Raw genomic sequence first — 22490 nt, 5'->3', positions numbered from 1 at the left:
TTTAATTTTAAAACTTCCTCTATTGAAAGCTTCATATTTGTTTACAACTCTCTTTATAATGATTTATTATTTCTTCTAAATAAATGTTAAATTTTATCGAAACCTTATTTTTCCCTAAATAAATAGTATCAATAAGATTTGAAAGCAACACTTTCTTTCTATCGTGGTCAGCATTATCAAACAGGGACTCCCAATTTGTTAAAATTTGATCCAGACTTCCATCATCTTCTCTTATATCTTGTTTTAATTGTTTTACAGATTTTTTAAGATACTCAATCTCCGAACTTTTCTCTTGAAGCTTCTCCTCAATACCGCTAATTGCTTTTGATAATTGTTTCGGTGTAAAGTCGCTATTCCCTGACAACGCACTTACTATTTCCATATTCAGAGATTGTAACTGTTCTTGTAGTTCCGACTTTTCTTTAATTAGATTTTTTAAACTTTTCTCTTTCGTTTGTAATAACTTCCCCTTAATTCCTATATCATTATCAATGAACTCTACTAAATCAAAAAAACTTAAAACGTGCTTCACTTCGTCCAATATTATTTTATCGTACTTAACTGCTCCCCAGACATATTGTTCATGTTTCGAGTCATGGCCTGTATTTAAAGGACAAGTGTACCGATAAATTATTGTTTTATACTCTTCTCCATTTTTTCTTTTTGACTTTCTATACAGGTAATGAGCTGTAAGTTTTGAATTACAGTACATGCATTTAGCTATACCTGAAAATAACAACCTTCCTTTTGTAGGTATATTAGTCTTATCCTGTTTCTTTAAAATTCTATTTTTGGCCTCTTTTATCTGTTGTGCTCTTTCGAACAATTCAGATGAAATTATATGCAATCCTTTATTATATGACTGAGTACTTCCTTCTTCAAAATCAAAGCTTTTATATCTCCTATATCCAACGTATATTGGATTCGTTAAAATCCTGTGGATCGTACTAACACTAAATTTTTTACCTTCACGGGTCTTAAACAAATTCTCATTTAAATACCCAGCTATCCGTCTTTTCCCAAAATTTTTGTTCACATATAAATCGTATATTATATTAACAATATTACTTTCATATTTATCTGGCCTTAGTTCTTTTATTTTTCGTTCCGGGTTCTTCCAGTGAATTTGGTCTGTTGCATATAGTTCATATCCATAGGGAGGCCTGCCCCCCTGGAAATAACCTTGCTGGCTTAATTGTTTTTTGGATTCTCTTACTCGTATTGAGGTTTTTAAGCTCTCACCAGATGACTGCCAAAAACTAATGTAATTAATTAGCTTATCAACATGGCTATCCATTTTCTTTTTACCTTCTTGAACTGACCACACTTCCACACCGTTCTCATTTAGGAAATTTACAATCAGAGGTGTTTCATCTTCCCTACGTCCCAACCTATCGAACATGAATACCAATAAGACATCAAATTTTTTAGCCACTGCTGCTTCTCTAATCGTATTTAAAGCGTCTCGATCTTCAACTCTTTTTTTCCACCCTGAAACGCCACGTTCATATAATTCATTCGTAATTGTCCAATCACTTTGTTGTTCAACAAACTGACAACATGCATTTCTTTGTATAGGGATATCATCATCTGTATTTACCTGTTGTTTAGTTGAAACACGATAGAGACACCACACTCTTTTCATGATTAATTCCCCCGTTGTCTAAAAGTGTATGCCTAATAATAAATTCAAAAAGAAAAAATCACTTTTGACAAGTGATTGTTAATGGAGATATTGGTTTTAATTACTCAGGAATTATATTTGACCAGAATTGTTTTAACGCTTCCTCTGCTTTTCGTTGAGCTTCCTGCTCCTTAATAAAATTTATATCTACTTTGATTTCTTGGTCTGACTTATCTACAAGCTTTACCTCATTTTTACTACAAACAAAGTCATACCTTTTACCCCGATATTGAATTTCCATAACATCACCCATTTAATGTATATGCATAACATTTTTTCATTATTAATAAACGGCCTTTGACAATCGAATTGGTAAAATTGTTTATTTTTCCAGCGATAAAGGAACGTGTGTTCGTATACAATATTTACATAAGGATGGTGATGAAATTGATTCGTGACCGAGGAAAAATGAAATGGCAAGGAATGCTTATGCCTGAGCATGTGAAAAAAATAAAAGAATTTGATTGGAATGATTCAAAGAAAAAGAAACCAGAACTAGATGAACAACAGGTACAAGTTATGGAAGATACAATTTGTGATGTTATGGCTGCTAATCAATATTTATGCTTAACATACTTTAACAAAGATGATTTTCATTTAATGATTGGTAAAGTTCATTATATTGATCCTGTAAAAAGGAATTACGAATAGTCGATAAACATGATGAAGTACATAGAATTAAATTTGAAGAGTTGGTAGATGTTAGGGTTAATTAAAAATTAGGAACAAAGGGTGCATTTTGCTCCCAAACGCCTTCGCTTCCGGTACAGGGGACTATGTGCAGTTGTTTGAACCACAGGCAAGCCTGTTTGAACAAAAAGGCATCGGCCATGTGGTGGCCTCCTTCGGTGAAGCATCCGGAAAGCTGCCATATACATCCTATATGTCCAAACAAAGCTATATGAAAAAGAATGGGGATGTGCTCAAACGCTTTACCAAAGCGATCTATAAGGCGCAGCTTTATGTAGAAACACATACGGCAAAGGAAACGGCGGAACTGATCGCTCCGTATTTTGAAGACACACCCGTTGATCTTATTGAAAAGGTTGTGGACCGCTACAAAGGTCAGCACAGCTATGCGGTAAATCCGATCCTCGAACAAGATGCCTGGAATAACCTGCAGTCGGTCATGAAAGCAGCGGGAGAGCTTCCGAAAAAAGCCGATTACAAGAAACTGGTTAACACCACCTTTTCCCGTGATGCCACAAAATAAATCATAAAATTACGATGGAGGGATCATAGTGGCCTTCTTACAATTAAAATCGATCGGTCAAACGTACTTTTCCAAGCAAACGGCCACGACTGCATTAGAAGACATTACACTCTCTGTCTCCGAGGGAGAGTTTGTTTCCTTTCTTGGACCGAGTGGATGCGGAAAGTCCACCCTGCTTTCCATCATCTCGGGTCTAATACAGCCAACGAACGGCACAGTTTCCTTGAAAAATCAGTTAATTACACAACCCCATGCGAAAATTGGATATATGCTTCAGCAAGACTACCTGTTTCCCTGGAAGACAATCAAAGACAATATTTTGGTAGGATTAAAACTGCAAGGTTGTCTGAACGATGAGCGGACCTCATATGCCCTATCCCTGATGAGCGAAATCGGCTTATACGACACCCTGGATAAATACCCAAATGAATTGTCCGGCGGCATGAGACAGCGTGTGGCATTGGTCCGCACACTCGCAACCAACCCGCAGATCCTCCTGCTGGATGAACCGTTTTCCGCACTTGACTATCAAACCAAACTAAAACTTGAAGATTTAGTCTCTACTACTCTGCGTGAACATGGCAAAACCGCAATTCTGGTCACCCACGATATTGGAGAAGCGATTGCCATGAGCGACCGGATCATTTTATTTTCCACAAAGCCGGGAAGAATCTTCCGGACGTTTCCGGTATCAGGCCATCTGAGAAAGCGTCTGCCGTTTGAAGCGCGCCAGCATCCTGATTATTCTGTGATGTTTCAGCAAATTTGGGAGGAGTTGGAACAAATTGAACAAAACGACACCGAGTAAAACCCACTCCGACTACTTGTTGAACCTGCGCAAACAAACAATCAAAGTCAGACTCTCTCAGCTTTTGATTTTCATTCTTTTTTTCGGTCTTTGGCAGTACAGCTCAGACCAAAAATGGATCGATCCCCTTCTCTTTAGTTCACCACAGAAAATCCTTGCATTGCTTGCTGAGAAAATAGCGGATGGAAGTATTTTCGGTCATATTGGTATGACCCTTTCAGAAACAGCGATTGGGTTTTTGCTTGGAACGTTATTCGGAACCCTGCTCGCTGCCCTGATCTGGTGGTTCCCCTTTCTCTCCAGAGTTCTTGATCCGTACCTTGTCATTCTAAACGCCATGCCCAAAGTCGCCATTGGCCCTATTCTTATCGTAGCTCTCGGGCCCAATCTAACATCCATTGTGGCAATGGGGATCTTAATTTCTGTCATTATTACAACCATCGTAATCTATACGTCATTTAGAAATGTAGAACCCAACTATGTAAAAGTCATCCGGTCGTTCGGAGGTTCAAAGTATCAATGTTTTAAAGAGGTGATCCTCCCCGCCTGTTTTCCGGCGATTATCTCGGCATTGAAAGTAAATGTCGGCCTTTCCTGGGTTGGGGTCATTGTTGGAGAGTTCCTTGTTTCCAAACAAGGACTGGGCTATCTGATTATTTACGGTTTTCAGGTATTCAATTTTACCCTCGTATTGATGAGCCTTCTGATTATCGCTTTGCTGGCAACCCTTATGTATCAGCTTGTGGAAGCTCTCGAAAAAAAGCTGATCAAGAACCGGACACTGTAACCCTTACGCTTAAACTAAATTACGGACATGACCAAAACCCCTCCTCATTGATCGGAGGGGTTCAAGTATTTACGCCTCTTCCAGGTTCCCGAATGATCCAAAGAATTCATAGTGAATATCCTCTTCGGGCACTTCCCATTGGTTCAGTGCAGAGTTGACCACCTGCATGAACGGCAATGGACCGCAAAAGTAAAATTGGGCATCTTTTGAGGGCAATACCTCCTGCAGCCATTCAAGGGTAATGTAGCCTTCACGGTCAAAATACTCTTTTTCTCGGTCCTCGTTTGAGGGCTGTGTATAAATAAAATAGGATGTGATATTTGGATTTTGTTCACTTACCTTGCGGACTTCTTCCCTGAAAGCATGGACGCTTCCATTTTGCGCCGCTTCAATATAGACAACCTTTCGATCGGGCTGATTGGCATTGATGGTATGCAGCATGCTTGTAACCGGAGTCAGACCAACCCCTCCGCTGATGAGCACAACCGGCCTGTTACTGTCAACATCCAAATAAAAATCGCCGGCAGGAGCAGAAATGGGAAGTACATCCCCTTCATTGTATAACTGATGCAAATCCGTGGATACCACACCGGGCCCTATGTCTTCGCCTTTTGGTCCTTCCCGCTTTACACTGATCCGGAAATAATCCAGACCCGGCCGGTCAGACAGGCTGTACTGTCTCAGGTGGGTATATTCCTCCTGGGGGATTTCAACTTTCACTGTAATATATTGTCCCGGAAGGAATGATGGCAATGCTTGTCCATCTTCAGGCTTAAGGTAAAACGAAGTAATGACTTCGCTTTCCCTGACTTTCCGGTCAATGATAAAATTCTTAAATCCTGCCCACCCGCCTGACTGGGTCTCTGCGCTTTTATAAAATCCTTCTTCCATTTTAATAAATGCACTTGAAATAATCTGGTAAGCATCGGCCCATGCATCAAGAATCTCGTCAGTCGCTGCATCGCCCAGAATTTCCTTGATTGCCCCCAGCAAATGTTCGCCTACAATGGGGTAATGCTCTGGTTTTACCTGCAGACTTCGGTGCTTTTGGCCAATCCTCTCCAGGATAGGCATGATCTGACTGAGGTCTTCTATGTTTGCTGCAGCTCCATACACGGCCTCTGCCAGTGCTTTTGGCTGATGGCCGGTAATCTGGTGGGTCATATTAAACATATTTTTCAATTCGGGATGACTTTCGAATAACCGCTGATAGAATTTCTTGGTAATGGCCTCACCATGTTCTTTAACAACCGGAAGAGTTTGTTTGATCACTTCAAATTTTTTTGGATCCAGCTGTTTTACCATTTTGGTTACTTCTTCACGCTGTTCTTGTTTGTTTCTATCCACTGTCAAAGCCTCCTTTTTTTCACTATAGGACACGTACCCCAATTCAGCTTTAGCAACGCGTGGTATTTCTATACAAATCTTGCAGAATAAAAAAACAGCCAACATCCATGGGATGCGGCTGTGCAATGAAGGCTCTACAAAAACCTTTCTTTCGTATGCTGGAGACTTTGTATGAGCACCTGATCCTTCATCATGAAGCTGAACTTTTGTTGTCCTTCAAAGGATTCCGGCAATTCCTCAAAAAAGACAGGTCCGTTAGTTTCATAATAACGATCTTTCAACAATAATTTATCAACTGTAGCATAATATATGTTTTTAATGATGATGCCGCCTTTGCCATCCACCTTATACTGTCCCAAATAATGAAGGGATGAAACATGTCCCCCTGTTTCTTCAAAAACTTCACGGACAGCAGCCTGATCTGCATTTTCTCCCGGTTCAACTTTTCCGCCGGGAAATTCAATTCCCCGCCGCGGATGCTCTGTCAGGAGCCATTGCCCGCGAAAACGGCACAGTACCCAGACATGCTTTGGGTCAGTGGAAAAAGGATGGTCATCAAAGGAAAGCTTAACAGTATTATCATAATAATCTTTAAAAGTAATGGGTTCCATTGTTTAGTTACTCCAAATCACTAGGTTAATTCTATTGTAAATAAGGAAGCATACATTGTCCAATACCTAAAAATGCTTTCCTTCCTATTATGAAATACAGGTACCCTTTTAATAAGAGGAAGGATCACTTTTTTGTTTCTTTATCTATTATCCCATATTTATAGTAAAAAATAAAAAACTCCGGTCCAAGCGGACTGGAGTTTTTTACATTATAAGTGTACTCATCATTTCCAAACAGGTTGTTAGGATTTACACAAAGGAGTTTAGTTTATTAAATTTTAATTTAATGTTTTGAACATTATATAATTTGACGTCTCTTTTTTCATTTGTAAACCCCAAGCCTCGCTCAATTTCCGTGAAATAAAAAATGAAAATCCCCCCTATAATGTAGGTAATCTATATTTACATCTGATTTTTTTATGAGCATTTGACATAAGAATTTATTCATGTAACACAGGGTAATGTAAGGAAAATTTTTAACGAATTAATAAGGATGGTTGGAATGCAAGATCATAATGAGATGGCTCGGGAAGCTATTGAACGAGCGAAGGGAAACATTGTGTTGTCCATTCCATTGCAGAAACGATGGATCTTTATGGAGTTACTCCTTCAGCAGGGAGACTTTATGGAACCATGTATTTTGAAAACGCAATGACGCTTGATGAAATGAAGGAAGCACTGAAGATGAGCAAGCCGAGTATGAGCACGGCTGTACGGACACTTCAAGAGATTAATGTGGTTCATAAAACATGGCAAAAAGGTTCACGCAAGGATGTTTTTGTAGCGGAAAAAAACTTTTTCAAATCACTGATTCACTTTTTCTGTATTAAATGGATGCGTGAAGTGAGACTTAATCTGGAAGCCATTGAAATGTCGGAGAAGGATTTACAGACCGTGATTCAGCATACAAAGGTGGATAAAGCCATCCGTGCCGAAGCAGAGCGCCATTTTGAGCTGATCCACGAGTCAAAGAAGTATTATTATTGGCTTGAAACGCTTGTTGACAGTTTTGAGACTGGAGACATTTTTCGCTATCTTCCCATACCGGATGACGATAAAAAGTAAATCACCTGGTAATTCCACAAAACAGTAAGATCGCTTAATCCCCATGAGTGGGGAGCGGGGGATTTTGTTTCTACAACAAACATTCACTGGAAAAGCGGGTACTGCACCCCCAGTCCCTTTTAACCTCGTATGCATGTGGAAGAGATGGTTTCTTCATGAGAAGCCCTCTTCTCCCCGTTGTTTTCTGATTTTTTCCCATTCCCGAATTTTTCTTACTATTTATTACAAATGAATGAAGCCAACATCCAGAGCGGGCTTGCATTATGATGAAATGTCTTATGCCCACCGTAAATTCAAGCGTTTTCAATTCTAAATCTTCCACCGGTCTTTTTTTTAGAACCATGATATTCCTACCATTTTTCATTACATAAAAAGCCGCATGGAGTACTTGACCATGCGGCTTTTGGCATTATGAAATTGAAGCAAAAGTAATGACCCAATGGCTATTAACTTTTTCAAATCCAAGTGTTATACTATACTCCCCATATAAATCGCTTTTGTTATGTTGAACAAGATGATACGATGATTCACTTAACTTCTTCAACTCAAAGTTTTGGCCTTTTTCCACCCATGGAGGAAGATCAGCGGGAACAACGTATAGCTTTCCTTTTTTCTCTTCAAACAGTCCATTTACATAATCACTTGCCATTTGTTTAGAGGCAACATGCCTTACATCCTTGATCAGTTCTGATTTGCTTGAATAATCTTTTACTCTGTACTGGCTGTCTGTTTTGGTTTGTAGTTTATTTATGAATTCCTGGGATAATTGCAAAGCCTTCGCTTTCGTCAAGGACACTTCCTCAGCCTGAGCACTTTGTTCCGCGAACGAGGTCTCTTTCATCACCGAAGATTCTGTTAACGGACTTGGAGAAGCAAATATTGCCAACATTACTATTAAAAAACTGGTTGCATAATATCTCAAATCTGTTCACCACCCTGAATTTTTTAATAAAAATGTTACGTTAGATAAACTATTCCTTTAATGAAAGACAAGGAAACCTCTTTTTTTGTTTTCGTTCCATTCTTTACTCCTAAAATACTTCATATATCCGCGATTCCCTGCAAGAAGGATCAGATTCATAAAAAATACGACTATAGTTATAGTCGTCTAGTTATACGTGTATTATCCGGCTTTCCGGCTTCGTCCCAAACGGCCGGTTCCTCTTTTACCTACTTCATATAAACCGGTGGCCGCAAGTCCTGCAAGCCCGCCCGACCAAATGCGAAAATCTGCTGTCATATCAGTGAAGGGATAGGCAAAAAGCCCAATGAATATTCCAATGAAAAAGCTGATTAATGGAATGAACCTTTTCCGAATAGGGAAAGTACGTTTTAACAGCTGTACGAGACTCGTTACCAGAGGCGTTAAAAGTGAGGCAAACGTCACAATTTGTTCCATTCCTCATCCTCCTTTGCTTTTCCATCTTCTGTTATTCAGTTTAAAGCATATACGTTATAGTTCAACTTCCATTTGCAAATCCCTTCTATTTTAATAAAAACGAAATGACCCGTACCGTTAATAACTTGCTGCATAAACTAAATTTGTTGGAACAGATTTACTTTCCAATAGATTGTGCATACTAAAGCTAGAAAAAGAGAAACAATGCATAACAGGAGTGAAACGCATGAGAAGAGAAGATGATTTGTATTTAATTATGCTGGAATCGAATGAAATGACGTGGTGGGAATATGCGAGAAAAGTGTCACCAAACGTCCGGCCCAAACAGTACAAAACCTATTGGTCTTTTCTAAAAAATAAAGGCAAACTTCCGAAACGGCTAGTAAAAGAAGCCGAGTGGAGGATGGAAGCGCGCCGGAAAGGATTACTGGATTCATAAAAAAATAACCCCTCTTTTTAAAAGGGGTTATTTTAGTTAATAGCCTTTTTTATGTAAAACCATAAGCAAATCATTCAATTTCTTCACCCGGTCATCTTCCGCTTCTTTTAAACCCAGTTCAATTTCCATCAATTCGGACTGAACCAACTCTTTCGCATATTTTTGCGTTAACGTAAGATCCGCCAGCAGCAATTTGTCAGCAACGCTAAGACTCATAAGAAATCCCTCCCTTTGCTTTATTATAAAGGGAGAAAGTTCGCAGCAGAATGCCTAAAATTCTGGTAATTTTCTGAGCAGCGTTATAGGCTCACATGGTCCTGCGCCTGCATCGAGTTCCATTCTCGTTCCAGTTCGGATAATGTAAACTCCTGCAGCAACCGCTGTTCTTGCATCATAAATCCATGGTGAAGCAACTTCTGGATAAGAAACTGTTTTCTGCTTTCAACCGCCCTGCGCAATTGTCCTTGAGGAACATTCATTGTTTAGAGTGATCCTTTCTTTTTTATCTACAGTTCTCTCCAGTTTTCGTGAGTTTCATTCCTATACCGATTTGGCCACAGAATTGCTCCACTCTTCCAAAACGGCAGGCGGAGCACTCCAGCATAGCCAGGAAACCATGGTTTTCAGTCCCGATTTGCTTACATACCAATATTCATAGCGTCGTTTCGAAAGGTTTTCATAGATGCCCGTTTTTTTAACTTTTCCATCCATCGTTATTCGCCTCCCGTCTTTACACTAAACAATTCTACTTTGCTCGCTGACTTCCTTCCTTGGTCTATTAAAAATTTTACAGATATAATTATCCAGGAACTCGGGTATAGAAGAAAAGAATGATATTGGAGGAAAACAATGAACGAATTATTTGAATACCCAACCCTTCAACTTGCCCGAAAGCTGTTGGGTATGGAACTTGTCCATCAAACGGGGGAAGGGCTGACATCTGGAATTATCGTCGAAGCCGAAGCCTATCTGGGACCGGAAGACCGGGCTGCCCATTCGTATGGGGGCAGACGAACACCCCGTACAGAAATCATGTATGCAGAAGCCGGCCATGTGTACGTTTATTTTATTTATGGCATGCATACGTGTTTTAACATCGTATCAGGTCCCCTTCATAAGCCTGAAGCTATTTTAATCCGCGCACTTGAGCCAAAAGAAGGCATCCCTCTGATGATGACGCGCCGCAACATGGCAGTTTCGTTAATGGACAATGGTGCCTGGAACCTTAAGGAATTAAAAAAACTGGCCGACGGGCCCGGAAAATTGTGCAAAGCCATGGGTATTACACTTGAAGACTATGGGGTAAAACTCAATTCCGATCCTCTTTATTTACGAGAATATAGAGACGTCCCAGAACAAGACATTGAATCGGGACCAAGGATTGGCGTGGATTATGCCGGCGAAGCAGCACTGTATCCCTACAGATTTTGGATCAAGGATAATCTCTACGTATCAAAATAAGAGCACCCCATCAGGAGTGCTCTTTCATCATTCTCTCTTCGAATAACAGGTCCTCATCGTGTTCTTCTTCAGGGTCAAAAGGATCGGTTAACTTTTCATTCAAGCAGGCAAGGACAATGCCATCCAGCTGTGTAAAAGAACGGATGCGCTTGTTCATCCACAGATGAACAATAATAAACCAGACAACCACAAACAACACGGTTTTCACTGTGCTTTCCTGGGAAAAAGCAAGGTTATTGATCTTCAGGATGTCCATAGCGAAGCTGGTAAACAGACCAATTAAAATCCCCACAGCATAACCGATCGGTTTGCCGCCCTTCAGCGTCCTTATATTCGTCCGCAAATAGGTATGGAACAATCTCAATTCTGTTCTTCTCATTTGTAAAAAAAGGCTTCGCATAAAACGCAAATTGTGAAGCAGGCCTCTGGAGATATCCCGTTTCATCGTCGTTTGAAAAAATAGATCAAGGTCAGCAGGTGCGCCCAGGCTGTTTTTTAACTTTCGGTGCACAAAATTATGATAATAATAGTATCGAATACTAAACTCAATGAGTTTCACCAGTACCATACCTAATACGATGGCACTGACAAACTGCACCCAAAAGTTTTGGAAAACAGCTTCTGCCAGCACGCCCAATGCAAAATATCCGGCCGCAGCTTTTGCCCATAGCAGTTTACTTACCAATACGATTAATTGCCACAATTGATCCATGCCAACTTCCTCCTGACAAAAGCATTTCTATTTCTCATGATATCACCTTTTTTGGTGAAAAAGGCAATATTTTACGATTTCACGGAAAATTAACAAGAAAAAATGACGCCCAAACCATTCAGGGCCTGGGCGCCATCCTCTTTTTTTGCACGTACGACAAGCATCTTAATGAGCTTCAAAAACATTTGTCCAATGGGCGTCAAAACATACTTATCGAGTCCTCCGAACGCATCTGGAAATGCCAGGTTGAGTACTAAACCTACAAAAACCCCTAACACGAGACCGATAATAATTTTAACCGATAATTTCATCTCTCCCATATCTCTAATATGTCTGAAAGAATGGTATAAAATTACACTCTTTCAACAAATTTATCCCAAATAAAAACCCACGAAAAGTGCGAGACTTCTCGTGGGCAGACTAGTGGTTTAATTTGCACAAACGTATCACTCTCCAAAACGCTTCCGGTATCAATGTTTCAAAAATTTTGTCATGTTCCCTGAGAAACATTAAACATTATCAATGTAATTTATTCAATAGATAACCCCACCAGCTTTTTGAATTAGGACGAAATATATAAAGAATAGACAGAAATTCCTAAATAGGAGGCATATAAGAAATGAGAATTGTTTTTTTTGAAAAAGGAGATCTCAGTATTATCGTTGGTTCTTCACGATTAAAGGGTGAGTTGACGATAGAGCAAATTAAAAATGAGAGTGAAAAGAAAGCAAAAGAACTTAGCCAGTTGCTTGGCCGGGAGATCGGTTTCATGATCGACATGAACGGCAAGCTTGAAAATGATATTAAACGCTAGGTCCATAAAATAAATGTAAAAAACCGGACAGCTTCTCCTGCCCGGTTTTCTTATGGTCATCTGATCTTCAGTTCTCCAATTACCCGCTGGGCAATCAGGTAATATCCCCGGGGATTTGGGTGGATGGCATCCGAGAAATATTTCCGCTTCGAAATCCCGTTAAATAACTCATACGTGGAAATATAAGTAGAATTAGGGGTTTTTTCGCTGATTTCCTGAATGGATATATTCCATTTCTTAATCACCTGTGCCGAAACCGCATCATAAAAGTTTTCGGTATAAGGGTTATACAGCCCTAAAATATAAATATGAGCCCTTTTGTTTTGCTGGCGCAGTTTCTTGGTAATCTTCTCAAGGTTGCTGTACAGCATTTTTTGGCCGATGGCCATTTCCTGCTGATTGATGTTTCTGAAGTTCCAGCCTGCGGTTTTTCTGTAATCATTCGTCCCAATAAATAAAAAGATATAATTGGCCTGACGGACGGACCGTGATACCATCCCGTTGCTGAGCTGTTTATACAGCTGATCCGACCTTTGCCCGCTGATCCCGTAATTATTGAGAACGACAGGACGCTTAAGCTCTTGCTGCATTCCTTGTCTCACCAGACCGATGTAGCCTTTTCGTTTCGGATCTCCACGACCATATGTCAGTGAATCCCCCAAAGCCACAATCCGGATCTGTTTCGGCCGGGGCTCCTTCCCTTGAACCTGAGGAGATTTTCGATGTTCGCTCCCCCGGTCACCACTATATTCTTTTACGAAATAAAATATAAAAAACAATGCTGTCACTAATACAACAGCACCAAGTAGGTATATGACCTTTTTTCGGTTACCCAAAAAAATCCTCCTCTTTCTGTGTGACCCTAGATGTCAAAATTGCTTTGTTGTCTCTCTGAGTTCCCTTTTGCTTATCCATTAAAACAGCATACCGGGATATTATCAAGTTTTACTATTATAACGCAAATAAAAGAAGTTAGCACTTTGGATCCATAAAAAAAACCCCTATTTCAAGGAGTCTTCTTCATCGATTAAGCGGTAGTCTTCGGCAGTATAATAACGGTCTTCCCACAGGTTTTCCAAATCATAATCACCTGTATCCCTCCGCACAAATGAACCAATCAGTCCAGCTGTACCCACCAGGACCAAAGCCACGGGCAGGAGTACAATGACCAGCGCCCCCATAACCACTCTCCTTTTCCTTTTTCACATGTATATGAATCACAGAAAGCAGTTATGTGGCAGTGAAACTCAAAAAAAAGAGAAGAGAGAAATCAATCAATTCTCTCTTCTCCAGGTGATCCAATCGTTCACCTCAAGCATTTCTATAAATTTGGCCAGCCTTGGAACAACCGGTGAAGCCTTTTCTCCAAATTCAGCCTCAAGATTCGTGCTGATCTCATCGATGGTTTTTACGCCATCGATTTGTTTTGAAACAAAGGCACCAAGCTCATCGAGTTTGACTGGAAAAAAGGAGGGCTGTTTAAGAAAACGGATGGACAGCCGTTCAATCGCATTTGTTCTTGGAATCATCAAGTAAACAAATCCGTCCTTGCGATTTTCCATATGAATACCTTGTTTGAACTGAGGCACCATCGTTAAAAGGTTTTGGTCACTCCTTTTTTTTGATCCAAAAAGACCCATTATTTTAACTTGTCCGCTTTCGTCCGGGTGGAGAACCAATAAAGCAGCCAGCAGACAGACAGGAATACCAGGAATGGAATCGACCGGTTATCTGTGAGCGGTGTTTCCGGGATGCTTACGTTAAAGAAGATAAGCACAGCGATGAGCACCCCAAGCAAGGATTCCCCTGCAATGAGACCCGAAGCAAACAATACACCTCTATCGGCGCGGGCCTGCCGCTCTTCTTTTGTTTTCGCAGTGACATCAACCAGCCAGCGAACCGCGCCACCAAACATAACGGGCGCTGAAATATGAACCGGCAGATACAAACCAACGGCCACAACGAGTGAATTCAACCCAAGAAACTCAATAACAATCGCAATGGCTGCACCAATAAATATCAGGCTCCATGGCAGATCACCGCCAAATATCCCTTGAACGAGCACTTTCATAATGGCCGCTTTAGGAGCAGGAAGCTGCTGCGAACCCATACCATATGATTTATCCAGGACAATCAGAATAATACCAATGACAAGACCTGAAGCAATAACACCGATCAACATGGCAACCTGCTGTTTCCAAGGTGTACCTCCGACAAGGTGACCTGTTTTTAAATCCTGTGATATATCACCGGCCACCGCCAGCGCTGTACAAACAATGGCTGCCACTGTTAATGCAGCTTTCATGCCATCCAGGCCGGTCAGTCCGGTTATTTTATATACGAGAGTTACAATCAACAAGGTAGCGATCGTCATTCCCGAAACCGGAGAGGATGAACTCCCGACTATACCCACGATTCGGGATGCGACAGCAACAAACAGGAAGCCGAAGATGGCAATGGCAATCGCACCAATAAACCCAACGTTTGTCACCGGTGCTGCACCAATAATAATAACGAGGGCAACGACTCCTAAAATAACATAGCGGAATGGCATATCTTTATCGGTACGCTCAATTCCTTCTCCAACCGAACCATCAGACAGCCCCTTCATGGTCTTGGCAGCCGTTGAAATCAATGTTGGCATCGTTTTTAGCAGCGTAATCAATCCGGCTACTGCCACGGCGCCTGCGCCGATATACTTGATATAGCTATCCCAGATTCCCCAGGCATCCAGCTTGCCGATCGGATCTTCTGCAGGAAATATAGCCGTTGTGCTGTCTGCACCAAAAAATGCGATGGCAGGAATCAATACAATCCACGCCAGCAAACCGCCAGCAAGCATCTGTCCGGCAATTCGCGGCCCGATAATATAACCCACACCGAGCAGGGCAGGGAATATATCCATACCAACCACTGTATTCTTAAGTTTGCCCACTTGCGTTTCAATTTCTGTTTTAAAGAGCATAAAGCCGTCTCCCAAAACTTTTACAAGACCGCCGAACAAGAATCCGATGGCCACTGTCTTGGCATTGGCCCCGCCCTTTTCACCGGACTTCAGAACTTCGGCACACGCCGTTCCTTCCGGGTAAGGCAAATTTCCATGCTCTTTGACAATCAACATCTGACGCAATGGGACCATCATAAAGACGCCGAGCAGCCCGCCGGTAAGTACAATAAATATAATAACCGTCTGTGATAAATCAATATCCAGAAGGAAGAAGGCCGGAAGCGTAAATACAGCTCCAGCTCCAATCGCTTCTCCCGCTGTTGTCATCGTCTGCACGATATTGTTTTCAAGAATCGAATCCCTTCGGAAGATCCCTCTCAATACCCCCATGGATATGACCGCCGCAGGAATGGAAGCGGAAACTGTCAAACCTACTTTAAGTCCCAAATACGCGTTTGCCGCACCAAAAACAATCGCCAAAATGATACCAAAAATGATAGCAACTGCAGTTAACTCCGGCAATGATCGCGATGAGGGAATGTAGGGAACAAAGGATGAGGACTTTTCTTGTTTGTTGTCCATCATTAACACCGCCTAATCATCAGAAATTTTGAACAAAGACCATTATACCATAATTAGACAAAAACCGAGTTTCCCAAATGTTTCTTCTGTTTTCAGTCAACTATTTAAAGGTTCCCTATTCTATTGAAAACTTATCCACTTTTAAAAAAAATGAAGCGATCGTTCCGTTGTGATAGTGAAGAATGTTTATAAACAGCCTCAGAGGGAACGTTATATAGTGTACAGTAGGAGGGATAAACCATGAAAGATGAACAAAAGAATCAAAATCAAAAAGGCAATGAAAAGACCAAAGAGAACGTTGAGGACGTTTTTGAACAGGGAGCAATCGAACAACGAGAAACTTTCGATACCGAATCCCAGAAAGAAAAAGACCAGAAGCAAAAAAAGCAAAAAAATAAAGAATAACAAAAAGAAGGGGCAGCCATTGAGCTGCTCCCTCTTTTTATGAAAAAAACAAAACCTGCAGGCACGACTGCAGGTCATGATACTTCTTTTATGTATGTTGGGACGAATTTCAACAGGATTGAGATGATACTGTTATACTGCTCCGGTGACACATGTATACCATCCTTAGCGATCAGTTCTTCTTTTAGCCTCACAATGCAATCCAATTCTTCTACCGTTGCTTCTGTAGCCATATAATCAATAGTGTTAATTAATTCCAGAAGCTGGTTGTTCTTGTTCGTAATATAATACGTGGATTCCAACTAGATCACCCCCTCCACTTTATTATCAGAGATATAAGGTCATTTTCCTATAAAAACATTTCGTCAAATGCCGACATATCTTACTTTTTCTGGTTTTACGCAACTTTATCCCTATTTCTTCTGTCGGTTTCTGTCGGTTTTCTCAACGTATTTTCCTATATCAGAAGAATGTTTGGAAAGCTAAAGTTTTATAAATATAATGCCCGGAAATCCTAAAAGTTATCCAAATAAATTGGACAAAGATGCAAACGGAGAGGATGACTTGTCTTCTTCTTCATCCTTTGATTGATAGACAAGCTTTTCCGGTTCAAAAATTTTGGATTCCAGGTAGGAGCGGGGATTTTTTTCAAGATTTATATCCTTATGAATGGCCAGAAAGATTTTTGCGGTGTTCATCGCGTCATCCAGCGCTCTGTGCTGGGAACCTTCCAGTGAGATTTGCAGCTTATTCAGCGCCCGTGAAAGCCCGTACCGGAAACCTTTATCGCTTTCATGTAGAAGGCTGAACAAAAACTGAAGGTCATTGTGATTGATGATCCAGTCAATAGAGGTTTTATGGTAAGTGGAATCTGTAATCAGTGCCCATTTGTCTTCCGGACCCCATGAACACAAATAATACTCCTTTTTCCCGATCCAGTCCCTGAAGTCTTTGATGACCGAAGTAAACGGCTGCGCATTGATCAAATCCTTTTTTGTAATCCCGGTCAGATTGGTAATGCGCGTATTTAAACTATCCATCTTGGGCTGAACAAAAGATTGAAAGGTATCCAAAACCACCAATTCACTATTTATCCATCCCAAACGCACTGCCCCAATTTCAATGATTTCCGACAGCCGGTTTGTCATTTCCAGATCATAAACAATATACTCCATCTTCTTCACTCCATCTCATTCTTCTTGCCTGCTCTGCCTGTCCTTTACCTTTAATTTTAGTAAATTTTCGAATGTATTGGAATGATATCGTCATTCATTTCTACCGTTTCTTTGATTTGTATTTTTTATTGTATGTGTAAAAAGAAGATTATTGCCTATACACCAAAGAAAATCAGTGGTTGGCAGGCTGAATTCCTTCGTTTATACTATTCAGAAATAAATAATTATTCAAAAACGGATAATAGAAGGCGGTTAGTCATGAGTTTATCGTCATGGAATGAAAATGAGGCCATTCTCCATTCTCTTCAGGATGATATTTTGGTCACCAATGTGGATGGGACTATATTGAAGGTTAGTGAGGCCACCGGCAAAATTTACGGAGTTACTTCTGAAAGTCTGCTCGGCAAATCAGTCTATCAGCTTGCGGCAGAAGGATTGTTTACACCCATCGCAACACCGATGGTTTTAAAGGAAAAGAAAAAAATTACGTTTGTTCAAACGACGAATAAAGGAAAAAAGCTGCTAGTGACCGGGATCCCTGTTTTGAACGAGAACGGCGAAATCTTTCGGGTAGTGAGTTATTCGCATGACGTGACAGAGCTGTTGGAGCTTCGCAAATTCCTGCAAACAATGGAAGGAGAAATGGAGCGGGTCAAAAGTGAACTTGACCTCCTGCGAAGCCTCCAGCTTTATGACAGCGGAATTATTGCCAACAGTGCCGGGATGAAGAATGTTTTGACCACTTCGCTGCAAGTGGCGGACGTGGATGTGAATGTTCTTCTTCTCGGTGAATCGGGAGTCGGGAAATCACTGATCGCACGATTTATCCATAACAAAAGTGCAAGAAACCAAGGGCCTTTTATCGAAGTCAATTGCGGGGCGATTCCGGAATCTCTATTTGAAGCAGAGTTTTTCGGCTACGAGGCTGGAGCGTTTACCGGTGCCAGCCGCAAAGGCAAGCTCGGTCTCGCTGAATTGGCTGATGGTGGCACTCTTTTTCTTGATGAGATCGGCGAACTCCCCCTGGCCCACCAGGTCAAGGTTTTGAAATGCATTCAGGAAAAAAAGTTTTATAGAGTCGGTGGAACAAAGCCGATTTCAGTTGACTTCCGGCTGATTTCTGCAACTAATAAAGACCTGGAAAAGGCCATTGAAGAAAAGGTTTTCCGGGAGGATCTTTATTTTCGGCTGAATGTGGTGCCACTGACCATTCCACCATTGCGCCAAAGAACAGAAGACATTATTCCCTTGATCCACTACATTCTGGAGGTGCTGCAGGAGAAATACAAACGAGAAAAACGGCTGGATGAAGCAGTCATTCATCACCTGCTTCAATATGACTGGAAAGGCAACGTTCGGGAGCTCCTTAACCTTATGGAACGCCTCGTGGTCATCTCCCCCACCTCTCTCATCACAACTGAACATCTGCCAGACTATCTCAAAGAATCCTATCCTTCCCCCGTTATCCCTGCTCCTCTATCAAAGCCGTTAAAAGAAGTTATAGAGAATGTGGAAAAACAAATGATTCAGGAAGCCAGAGATCAATACAAAACGACCACCCAAATGGCCCATGCACTCGGCATCAGCCAGCCATCAGTCGTTCGAAAAATGCAAAAATATGAGATTTCATGAGGAAGTTGGCACAAAACTTGCAAGATAAAAGAACAAGACTGCAAGTTTCCTCTTAAGACCTATCACATAAGGAGGTACGTTTTGTGCCAAACGAACTTAATGAATTGATGAATGAACTGTCCGATCTGCTGGCTCCGACGATGGCAAAGGACCATCCGAACCTTCCTGTTGTCAAGGAGGAAGGCTGTTACTACTATGGACTGGACGGAAAAACGTATTTGGATTTCACATCCGGCATAGCCACAGCGAACACAGGCCACCGGCATCCCAAAGTGGTGGAGGCAATTAAAAAGGGCGCCGACGAGCTCATGCATGGTCCTTCCGGTGTCATTATGTATGAATCGATTCTGAAGCTCGCCAAAGAGCTCACGACGGTTTTGCCGCAAGGACTTGATTGCTTCTTTTTCGCCAACAGCGGAACAGAAGCGATTGAAGGAGCGATCAAACTGGCCAAGCATGTGACCCGCCGGCCCTATGTGGTTTCCTTTACCGGCTGTTTTCACGGCCGAAGCCTCGGTGCGCTGAGTGTCACTACTTCTAAAGCGAAGTACAGGAAGTTTTTGCAGCCGAATGGTCTTACCTATCAGGTTCCTTACGCGTCTGTTGAAGGTTGCCCTGAAGGTACTGATTCTGGTGAATATGCCGCAAGCAAACTTGAAAAAGATCTGAACACTCTATTTAAACATCAGGTAACCCCTGAAGAAGTGGCATGCATGATTGTTGAACCGGTGCTTGGAGAGGGCGGTTATATTGTTCCTCCAGCCGAGTGGCTGAAAAAGATGCGTGAAATTTGCAGCGAACATGGCATCCTGCTCATTTTTGACGAAGTGCAGACTGGTTTTGGACGCACGGGGGAATGGTTTGCTGCGCAGACCTTCGGTGTTACTCCTGATATCATGGCAGTCGCCAAAGGGATCGCTTCCGGTCTCCCGCTGAGCGCAACCGTTGCTTCCAAAGAGCTGATGAAGCAGTGGCCGCTCGGCAGCCATGGCACCACGTTTGGCGGCAACCCGATCGCCTGTGCGGCAGGACTTGCCACCCTTGAAGTTTTAAAGGAAGAAAAGCTCGTGGAAAACGCAAAAGCGATGGGCAGTTATGCCACGACCCGCCTGCTGGAGATGAAGGAGCGGTATGCCTCTGTAGGCAGCATCCGTTCGATCGGACTTATGATCGGTATTGAAATTGTGGATCCGGTAACGGGTGACCCTAACGGAGAAGGTGTCATCAACATTCTGAACAAGAGCCTTGAAAAAGGAGTGCTGTTTTATCTGTGCGGAAACGAAGGCGAAGTGATCCGTATGATCCCTCCGCTTACCGTAAACAAAGAACAGATAGATGAAGGGCTCTCCTTGCTTGAGGCTTCTATCGCCGAGTATGAAGCAGAGATTCAGGTACCATGTAAACTTCAAAAGGTATAGAAAGGAGCAAATAAGATGTATAAACCAAAAGATTCTTCCGCTTCACCCCGCTTTTGCGGTGTGAAGACCTTCATGAGACTGGAGCACATCCAAACCACAGAGAACGTGGATTTCGCCGTACTTGGGGTGCCTTTTGATACCGGTGCCTCCAACCGTACAGGCCAGCGGCTTGGCCCGCAGCACATCCGGAACTTCTCTTCCCTTCTCCGTCCCTATAATCACGATCAAGACATCAACATTTTTGATTACTGCAGCGGGATTGATTATGGGGACGTGGATGTCGTGCCAGGAAACATACATCGCACCTACAGTAATATGGAAGAGTTTTTACAGCCTCTTCTGTCCTCCGGAATCACCCCAGTCATTATGGGAGGAGACCATTCCATTTCACTCGGAAATCTGAGGGCGTTCGCCAAGGAATACGGACCGGTTTCTCTCGTTCATTTTGATTCCCACAGCGATACCTGGGACCATTATTTCGGTGAAAAGTATACCCATGGCACTCCGTTCCGCCGGGCTGTTGAAGAAGGACTAATCGATACAGAGCATTCCATCCAAATCGGTATGCGGGGGCCGCTTTACGGAAAAGAGGACATCCAGGATGCCCGTGACCTCGGGTTTGAGGTACTTACGATGCGTGATGTTCGCCAGCTCGGCTATGAGGCGGTCGTTCGAAAAATTCATGAGCGAGCCGGGGACAAGCCTGTGTTCGTTTCCTTTGACATTGATTTTGTGGATCCTGCCTATGCACCCGGTACCGGTACACCTGAAGCGGCAGGACCAACGAGTCATGAAGCACTGGAGCTGGTGAGACACCTGGACGGGCTCAATGTCGTTGGCTTTGACCTTGTGGAAGTACTGCCCACCTATGACAGCGGTGAAATTACCGCCATGCTGGCAAGCTCGGTCATGTTTGAAATGATTACCCTGGTCGCTTTAAAGAAAGCAAGAACGCATTCAGCCATTGAACAAACACAGCTTTAATTATTCATAAATGAATAAAGGGAGGGTTTTGATATGGGTACGTTGGACACGGTTATCATTTTTCTTTATTTTGCAGTTCTGATTGGGGTAGGTATTATTGGTTCCACGAAGGCAAAAACGACAGAGGATTTTGCCCTTGCCGGACGAAATCTTGGGCTTTTCATGTACCTTGGCTGTCTGTCTGCCGTCATTTTAGGAGGAGCTTCAACCATCGGAACAGCCAAACTTGGCTATGAGTTCGGCCTTTCCGGCATCTGGTTCGTCTCGATGATCGGGCTTGGAATCATTGTTCTGGGAACCTTTTTTATCAAAAAAATCGCCAAGTACAAGGTAACAACCATCAGTGAATTGCTCGGCAAAAAATACAAATCCGAAGCCAGACTGATCACCGCCATTGTCGCTTCGATTTATACACTCATGGTCGCCGTCACTCAAGTCATCGGAATGGGTACCATCATCAATGTGCTGCTCGGCTGGAATTTGACCACTTCCATGTTTGTGGGCGGCGGAATCGTTCTTTTCTATACCATCCTGGGCGGAATGTGGAGCGTTACGGTTACAGACATTATTCAATTCGTTGTAATGACTGTCGGAATTTTTGCGATCATGCTGCCGATGAGCATCGCCAAGGCAGATGGAATCGGAAGCCTGATCTCGAAATTGCCAGAATCTCATCTCAGCTTAACATCCATCGGTTATGCGCAAATTTTTCAATACTTTCTCCTTTACACCCTGGGAATGGTCGTTTCTCAGGATATCTGGCAGCGTGTGTTTACCGCAAAATCACCATCAATCGCCAGAAAAGGGTCACTGTATGCTGGTATTTACTCCATCGCCTATGCGCTTGCAGGCAGCATCATCGGAATGTGTGCGTTTGTGATTTTGCCAAATATCGGCGATACACAAAATACGTTTGCCACACTCGCATTGAACATCCTGCCAGCCGGAATTCTTGGCCTGGTACTGGCGAGCGTCATTTCTGCGCTTATGTCCACCGCGTCAGGAAC

At 42.2% G+C, this 22490-nt stretch carries 30 protein-coding genes; 13 read left to right on the top strand and 17 right to left on the bottom strand.

Translation table 11 applies throughout. The annotated features are described in order from the left end of the window. Positions 1-31: 31 nt before the first annotated feature. Positions 32-1645 (bottom strand): recombinase family protein, encoded by a 1614-nt coding sequence (locus DMO16_RS23485; RefSeq protein ID WP_129480216.1) that lies wholly within the window; start codon positions 1643-1645, stop codon positions 32-34. A 100-nt stretch (positions 1646-1745) separates the two neighbouring features. After that, the gene (locus tag DMO16_RS23480) at positions 1746-1937 is read right to left on the bottom strand and encodes a hypothetical protein (RefSeq protein ID WP_206738168.1); all 192 of its coding nucleotides are present in this window, start codon (positions 1935-1937) and stop codon (positions 1746-1748) included. A gap of 128 nt (positions 1938-2065) precedes the next feature. On the opposite strand from DMO16_RS23480, the gene DMO16_RS23475 reads away from it, so the two are divergent. The 4 genes from DMO16_RS23475 to DMO16_RS23460 all read left to right on the top strand — a co-directional run bounded on the left by DMO16_RS23475 (position 2066) and on the right by DMO16_RS23460 (position 4492). Beyond that, positions 2066-2335, top strand: a complete 270-nt coding sequence (locus DMO16_RS23475; protein WP_241840700.1) for a YolD-like family protein — start codon at positions 2066-2068, stop codon at positions 2333-2335. 133 nt (positions 2336-2468) lie between these two features. After that, positions 2469-2897, top strand: a complete 429-nt coding sequence (locus DMO16_RS23470) for an ABC transporter substrate-binding protein (protein ID WP_206738167.1) — start codon at positions 2469-2471, stop codon at positions 2895-2897. 28 nt (positions 2898-2925) lie between these two features. Continuing rightward, positions 2926-3705: an ABC transporter ATP-binding protein gene (locus DMO16_RS23465; RefSeq protein ID WP_061972419.1), complete on the top strand. Its 780-nt coding sequence runs from the start codon at positions 2926-2928 to the stop codon at positions 3703-3705. Further along, on the top strand, positions 3683-4492 hold the full coding sequence (locus tag DMO16_RS23460; protein WP_061972418.1) for an ABC transporter permease: 810 nt from the start codon (positions 3683-3685) through the stop codon (positions 4490-4492). Before DMO16_RS23465 ends, DMO16_RS23460 begins: the two co-directional genes overlap by 23 nt. Before the next feature lie 69 nt (positions 4493-4561). Here the strand turns inward: DMO16_RS23460 and hmpA are convergent, their stop codons facing one another. Both hmpA and ytkD read right to left on the bottom strand, forming a co-directional pair. Next, the gene (gene hmpA / locus DMO16_RS23455) at positions 4562-5797 is read right to left on the bottom strand and encodes an NO-inducible flavohemoprotein (protein ID WP_129480486.1); all 1236 of its coding nucleotides are present in this window, start codon (positions 5795-5797) and stop codon (positions 4562-4564) included. A 176-nt stretch (positions 5798-5973) separates the two neighbouring features. Continuing rightward, on the bottom strand, positions 5974-6450 hold the full coding sequence (ytkD, locus tag DMO16_RS23450) for an RNA deprotection pyrophosphohydrolase (protein ID WP_061972417.1): 477 nt from the start codon (positions 6448-6450) through the stop codon (positions 5974-5976). Between the two features lie 585 nt (positions 6451-7035). Here ytkD and cudC point away from each other — a divergent pair. Beyond that, positions 7036-7515, top strand: coding sequence for a choline uptake/conversion transcriptional regulator CudC (gene cudC, locus DMO16_RS23445; RefSeq protein ID WP_241840642.1), 480 nt, complete (start codon positions 7036-7038; stop codon positions 7513-7515). 409 nt (positions 7516-7924) lie between these two features. Here the strand turns inward: cudC and DMO16_RS23440 are convergent, their stop codons facing one another. Continuing rightward, positions 7925-8437: a hypothetical protein gene (locus DMO16_RS23440; RefSeq protein WP_129480213.1), complete on the bottom strand. Its 513-nt coding sequence runs from the start codon at positions 8435-8437 to the stop codon at positions 7925-7927. A gap of 201 nt (positions 8438-8638) precedes the next feature. Continuing rightward, complete coding sequence (locus DMO16_RS23435; protein ID WP_061972414.1) at positions 8639-8914, bottom strand: holin; 276 nt, start codon at positions 8912-8914, stop codon at positions 8639-8641. Between the two features lie 226 nt (positions 8915-9140). On the opposite strand from DMO16_RS23435, the gene DMO16_RS23430 reads away from it, so the two are divergent. After that, positions 9141-9353: a hypothetical protein gene (locus DMO16_RS23430; protein ID WP_061972413.1), complete on the top strand. Its 213-nt coding sequence runs from the start codon at positions 9141-9143 to the stop codon at positions 9351-9353. 36 nt (positions 9354-9389) lie between these two features. Here DMO16_RS23430 and abbA read toward each other — a convergent pair whose 3' ends face one another. The 3 genes from abbA to DMO16_RS24510 all read right to left on the bottom strand — a co-directional run bounded on the left by abbA (position 9390) and on the right by DMO16_RS24510 (position 10064). Next, complete coding sequence (gene abbA / locus DMO16_RS23425) at positions 9390-9569, bottom strand: antirepressor AbbA (protein WP_061972412.1); 180 nt, start codon at positions 9567-9569, stop codon at positions 9390-9392. A gap of 83 nt (positions 9570-9652) precedes the next feature. Further along, positions 9653-9832: a Fur-regulated basic protein FbpA gene (locus tag DMO16_RS23420; RefSeq protein WP_061972411.1), complete on the bottom strand. Its 180-nt coding sequence runs from the start codon at positions 9830-9832 to the stop codon at positions 9653-9655. Positions 9833-9893: 61 nt separating this feature from the next. Continuing rightward, positions 9894-10064, bottom strand: a complete 171-nt coding sequence (locus tag DMO16_RS24510; RefSeq protein WP_156412583.1) for a hypothetical protein — start codon at positions 10062-10064, stop codon at positions 9894-9896. Between the two features lie 138 nt (positions 10065-10202). On the opposite strand from DMO16_RS24510, the gene DMO16_RS23415 reads away from it, so the two are divergent. Further along, positions 10203-10814 carry a DNA-3-methyladenine glycosylase gene (locus DMO16_RS23415; RefSeq protein ID WP_129480212.1) on the top strand — a complete coding sequence of 204 codons (612 nt, stop codon included), beginning with the start codon at positions 10203-10205 and terminating at the stop codon, positions 10812-10814. A gap of 10 nt (positions 10815-10824) precedes the next feature. Here the strand turns inward: DMO16_RS23415 and DMO16_RS23410 are convergent, their stop codons facing one another. After that, positions 10825-11526, bottom strand: coding sequence for a hypothetical protein (locus tag DMO16_RS23410; protein ID WP_129480211.1), 702 nt, complete (start codon positions 11524-11526; stop codon positions 10825-10827). 89 nt (positions 11527-11615) lie between these two features. Then, positions 11616-11846, bottom strand: coding sequence for a hypothetical protein (locus tag DMO16_RS23405; RefSeq protein WP_206738166.1), 231 nt, complete (start codon positions 11844-11846; stop codon positions 11616-11618). A 299-nt stretch (positions 11847-12145) separates the two neighbouring features. Between DMO16_RS23405 and DMO16_RS23400 the strand changes: the two genes are divergently transcribed. Then, positions 12146-12340, top strand: a complete 195-nt coding sequence (locus DMO16_RS23400; protein WP_053357472.1) for a hypothetical protein — start codon at positions 12146-12148, stop codon at positions 12338-12340. Positions 12341-12396: 56 nt separating this feature from the next. On the opposite strand, the gene DMO16_RS23395 is transcribed toward DMO16_RS23400, so the two are convergent. The 4 genes from DMO16_RS23395 to DMO16_RS23380 all read right to left on the bottom strand — a co-directional run bounded on the left by DMO16_RS23395 (position 12397) and on the right by DMO16_RS23380 (position 15869). Next, entirely contained in the window at positions 12397-13176 is a 780-nt protein-coding gene (locus DMO16_RS23395) for a GDSL-type esterase/lipase family protein (protein WP_164989005.1), read from the bottom strand. A gap of 165 nt (positions 13177-13341) precedes the next feature. After that, positions 13342-13521 carry a hypothetical protein gene (locus DMO16_RS23390; RefSeq protein WP_129480208.1) on the bottom strand — a complete coding sequence of 60 codons (180 nt, stop codon included), beginning with the start codon at positions 13519-13521 and terminating at the stop codon, positions 13342-13344. 93 nt (positions 13522-13614) lie between these two features. Beyond that, positions 13615-13902 carry a PqqD family protein gene (locus DMO16_RS23385; RefSeq protein ID WP_164989004.1) on the bottom strand — a complete coding sequence of 96 codons (288 nt, stop codon included), beginning with the start codon at positions 13900-13902 and terminating at the stop codon, positions 13615-13617. A 77-nt stretch (positions 13903-13979) separates the two neighbouring features. Beyond that, entirely contained in the window at positions 13980-15869 is a 1890-nt protein-coding gene (locus DMO16_RS23380) for an OPT family oligopeptide transporter (RefSeq protein WP_129480206.1), read from the bottom strand. Between the two features lie 240 nt (positions 15870-16109). Between DMO16_RS23380 and DMO16_RS24505 the strand changes: the two genes are divergently transcribed. Continuing rightward, positions 16110-16274 carry a hypothetical protein gene (locus DMO16_RS24505; protein WP_156412582.1) on the top strand — a complete coding sequence of 55 codons (165 nt, stop codon included), beginning with the start codon at positions 16110-16112 and terminating at the stop codon, positions 16272-16274. 74 nt (positions 16275-16348) lie between these two features. On the opposite strand, the gene DMO16_RS23375 is transcribed toward DMO16_RS24505, so the two are convergent. Together DMO16_RS23375 and DMO16_RS23370 are read right to left on the bottom strand one after the other, a co-directional pair. After that, positions 16349-16576, bottom strand: coding sequence for a hypothetical protein (locus DMO16_RS23375; RefSeq protein WP_061972403.1), 228 nt, complete (start codon positions 16574-16576; stop codon positions 16349-16351). 219 nt (positions 16577-16795) lie between these two features. Further along, positions 16796-17449, bottom strand: a complete 654-nt coding sequence (locus tag DMO16_RS23370; RefSeq protein ID WP_061972402.1) for a 3'-5' exonuclease — start codon at positions 17447-17449, stop codon at positions 16796-16798. Between the two features lie 258 nt (positions 17450-17707). Here DMO16_RS23370 and DMO16_RS23365 point away from each other — a divergent pair, with 258 nt between their 5' ends. From DMO16_RS23365 to DMO16_RS23350, 4 genes are all read left to right on the top strand, one after another. Next, the gene (locus DMO16_RS23365; protein ID WP_061972401.1) at positions 17708-19081 is read left to right on the top strand and encodes a sigma-54 interaction domain-containing protein; all 1374 of its coding nucleotides are present in this window, start codon (positions 17708-17710) and stop codon (positions 19079-19081) included. A gap of 107 nt (positions 19082-19188) precedes the next feature. Further along, positions 19189-20499, top strand: a complete 1311-nt coding sequence (locus DMO16_RS23360) for an aspartate aminotransferase family protein (RefSeq protein ID WP_061972997.1) — start codon at positions 19189-19191, stop codon at positions 20497-20499. 15 nt (positions 20500-20514) lie between these two features. Then, positions 20515-21483, top strand: a complete 969-nt coding sequence (gene speB, locus DMO16_RS23355) for an agmatinase (protein ID WP_061972400.1) — start codon at positions 20515-20517, stop codon at positions 21481-21483. Between the two features lie 33 nt (positions 21484-21516). After that, on the top strand, positions 21517-22490 hold a 974-nt coding region (locus tag DMO16_RS23350; RefSeq protein ID WP_129480485.1), incomplete at its 3' end, for a sodium:solute symporter family transporter.

Origin of the sequence: Fictibacillus sp. S7, from assembly GCF_004127935.1 — a bacterium.
Lineage (GTDB): Bacteria > Bacillota > Bacilli > Bacillales > Fictibacillaceae > Fictibacillus_C > Fictibacillus_C enclensis.
Note: the sequence above shows the minus strand (reverse complement) of the source record. Positions and strands in the feature narration are given on the sequence as shown.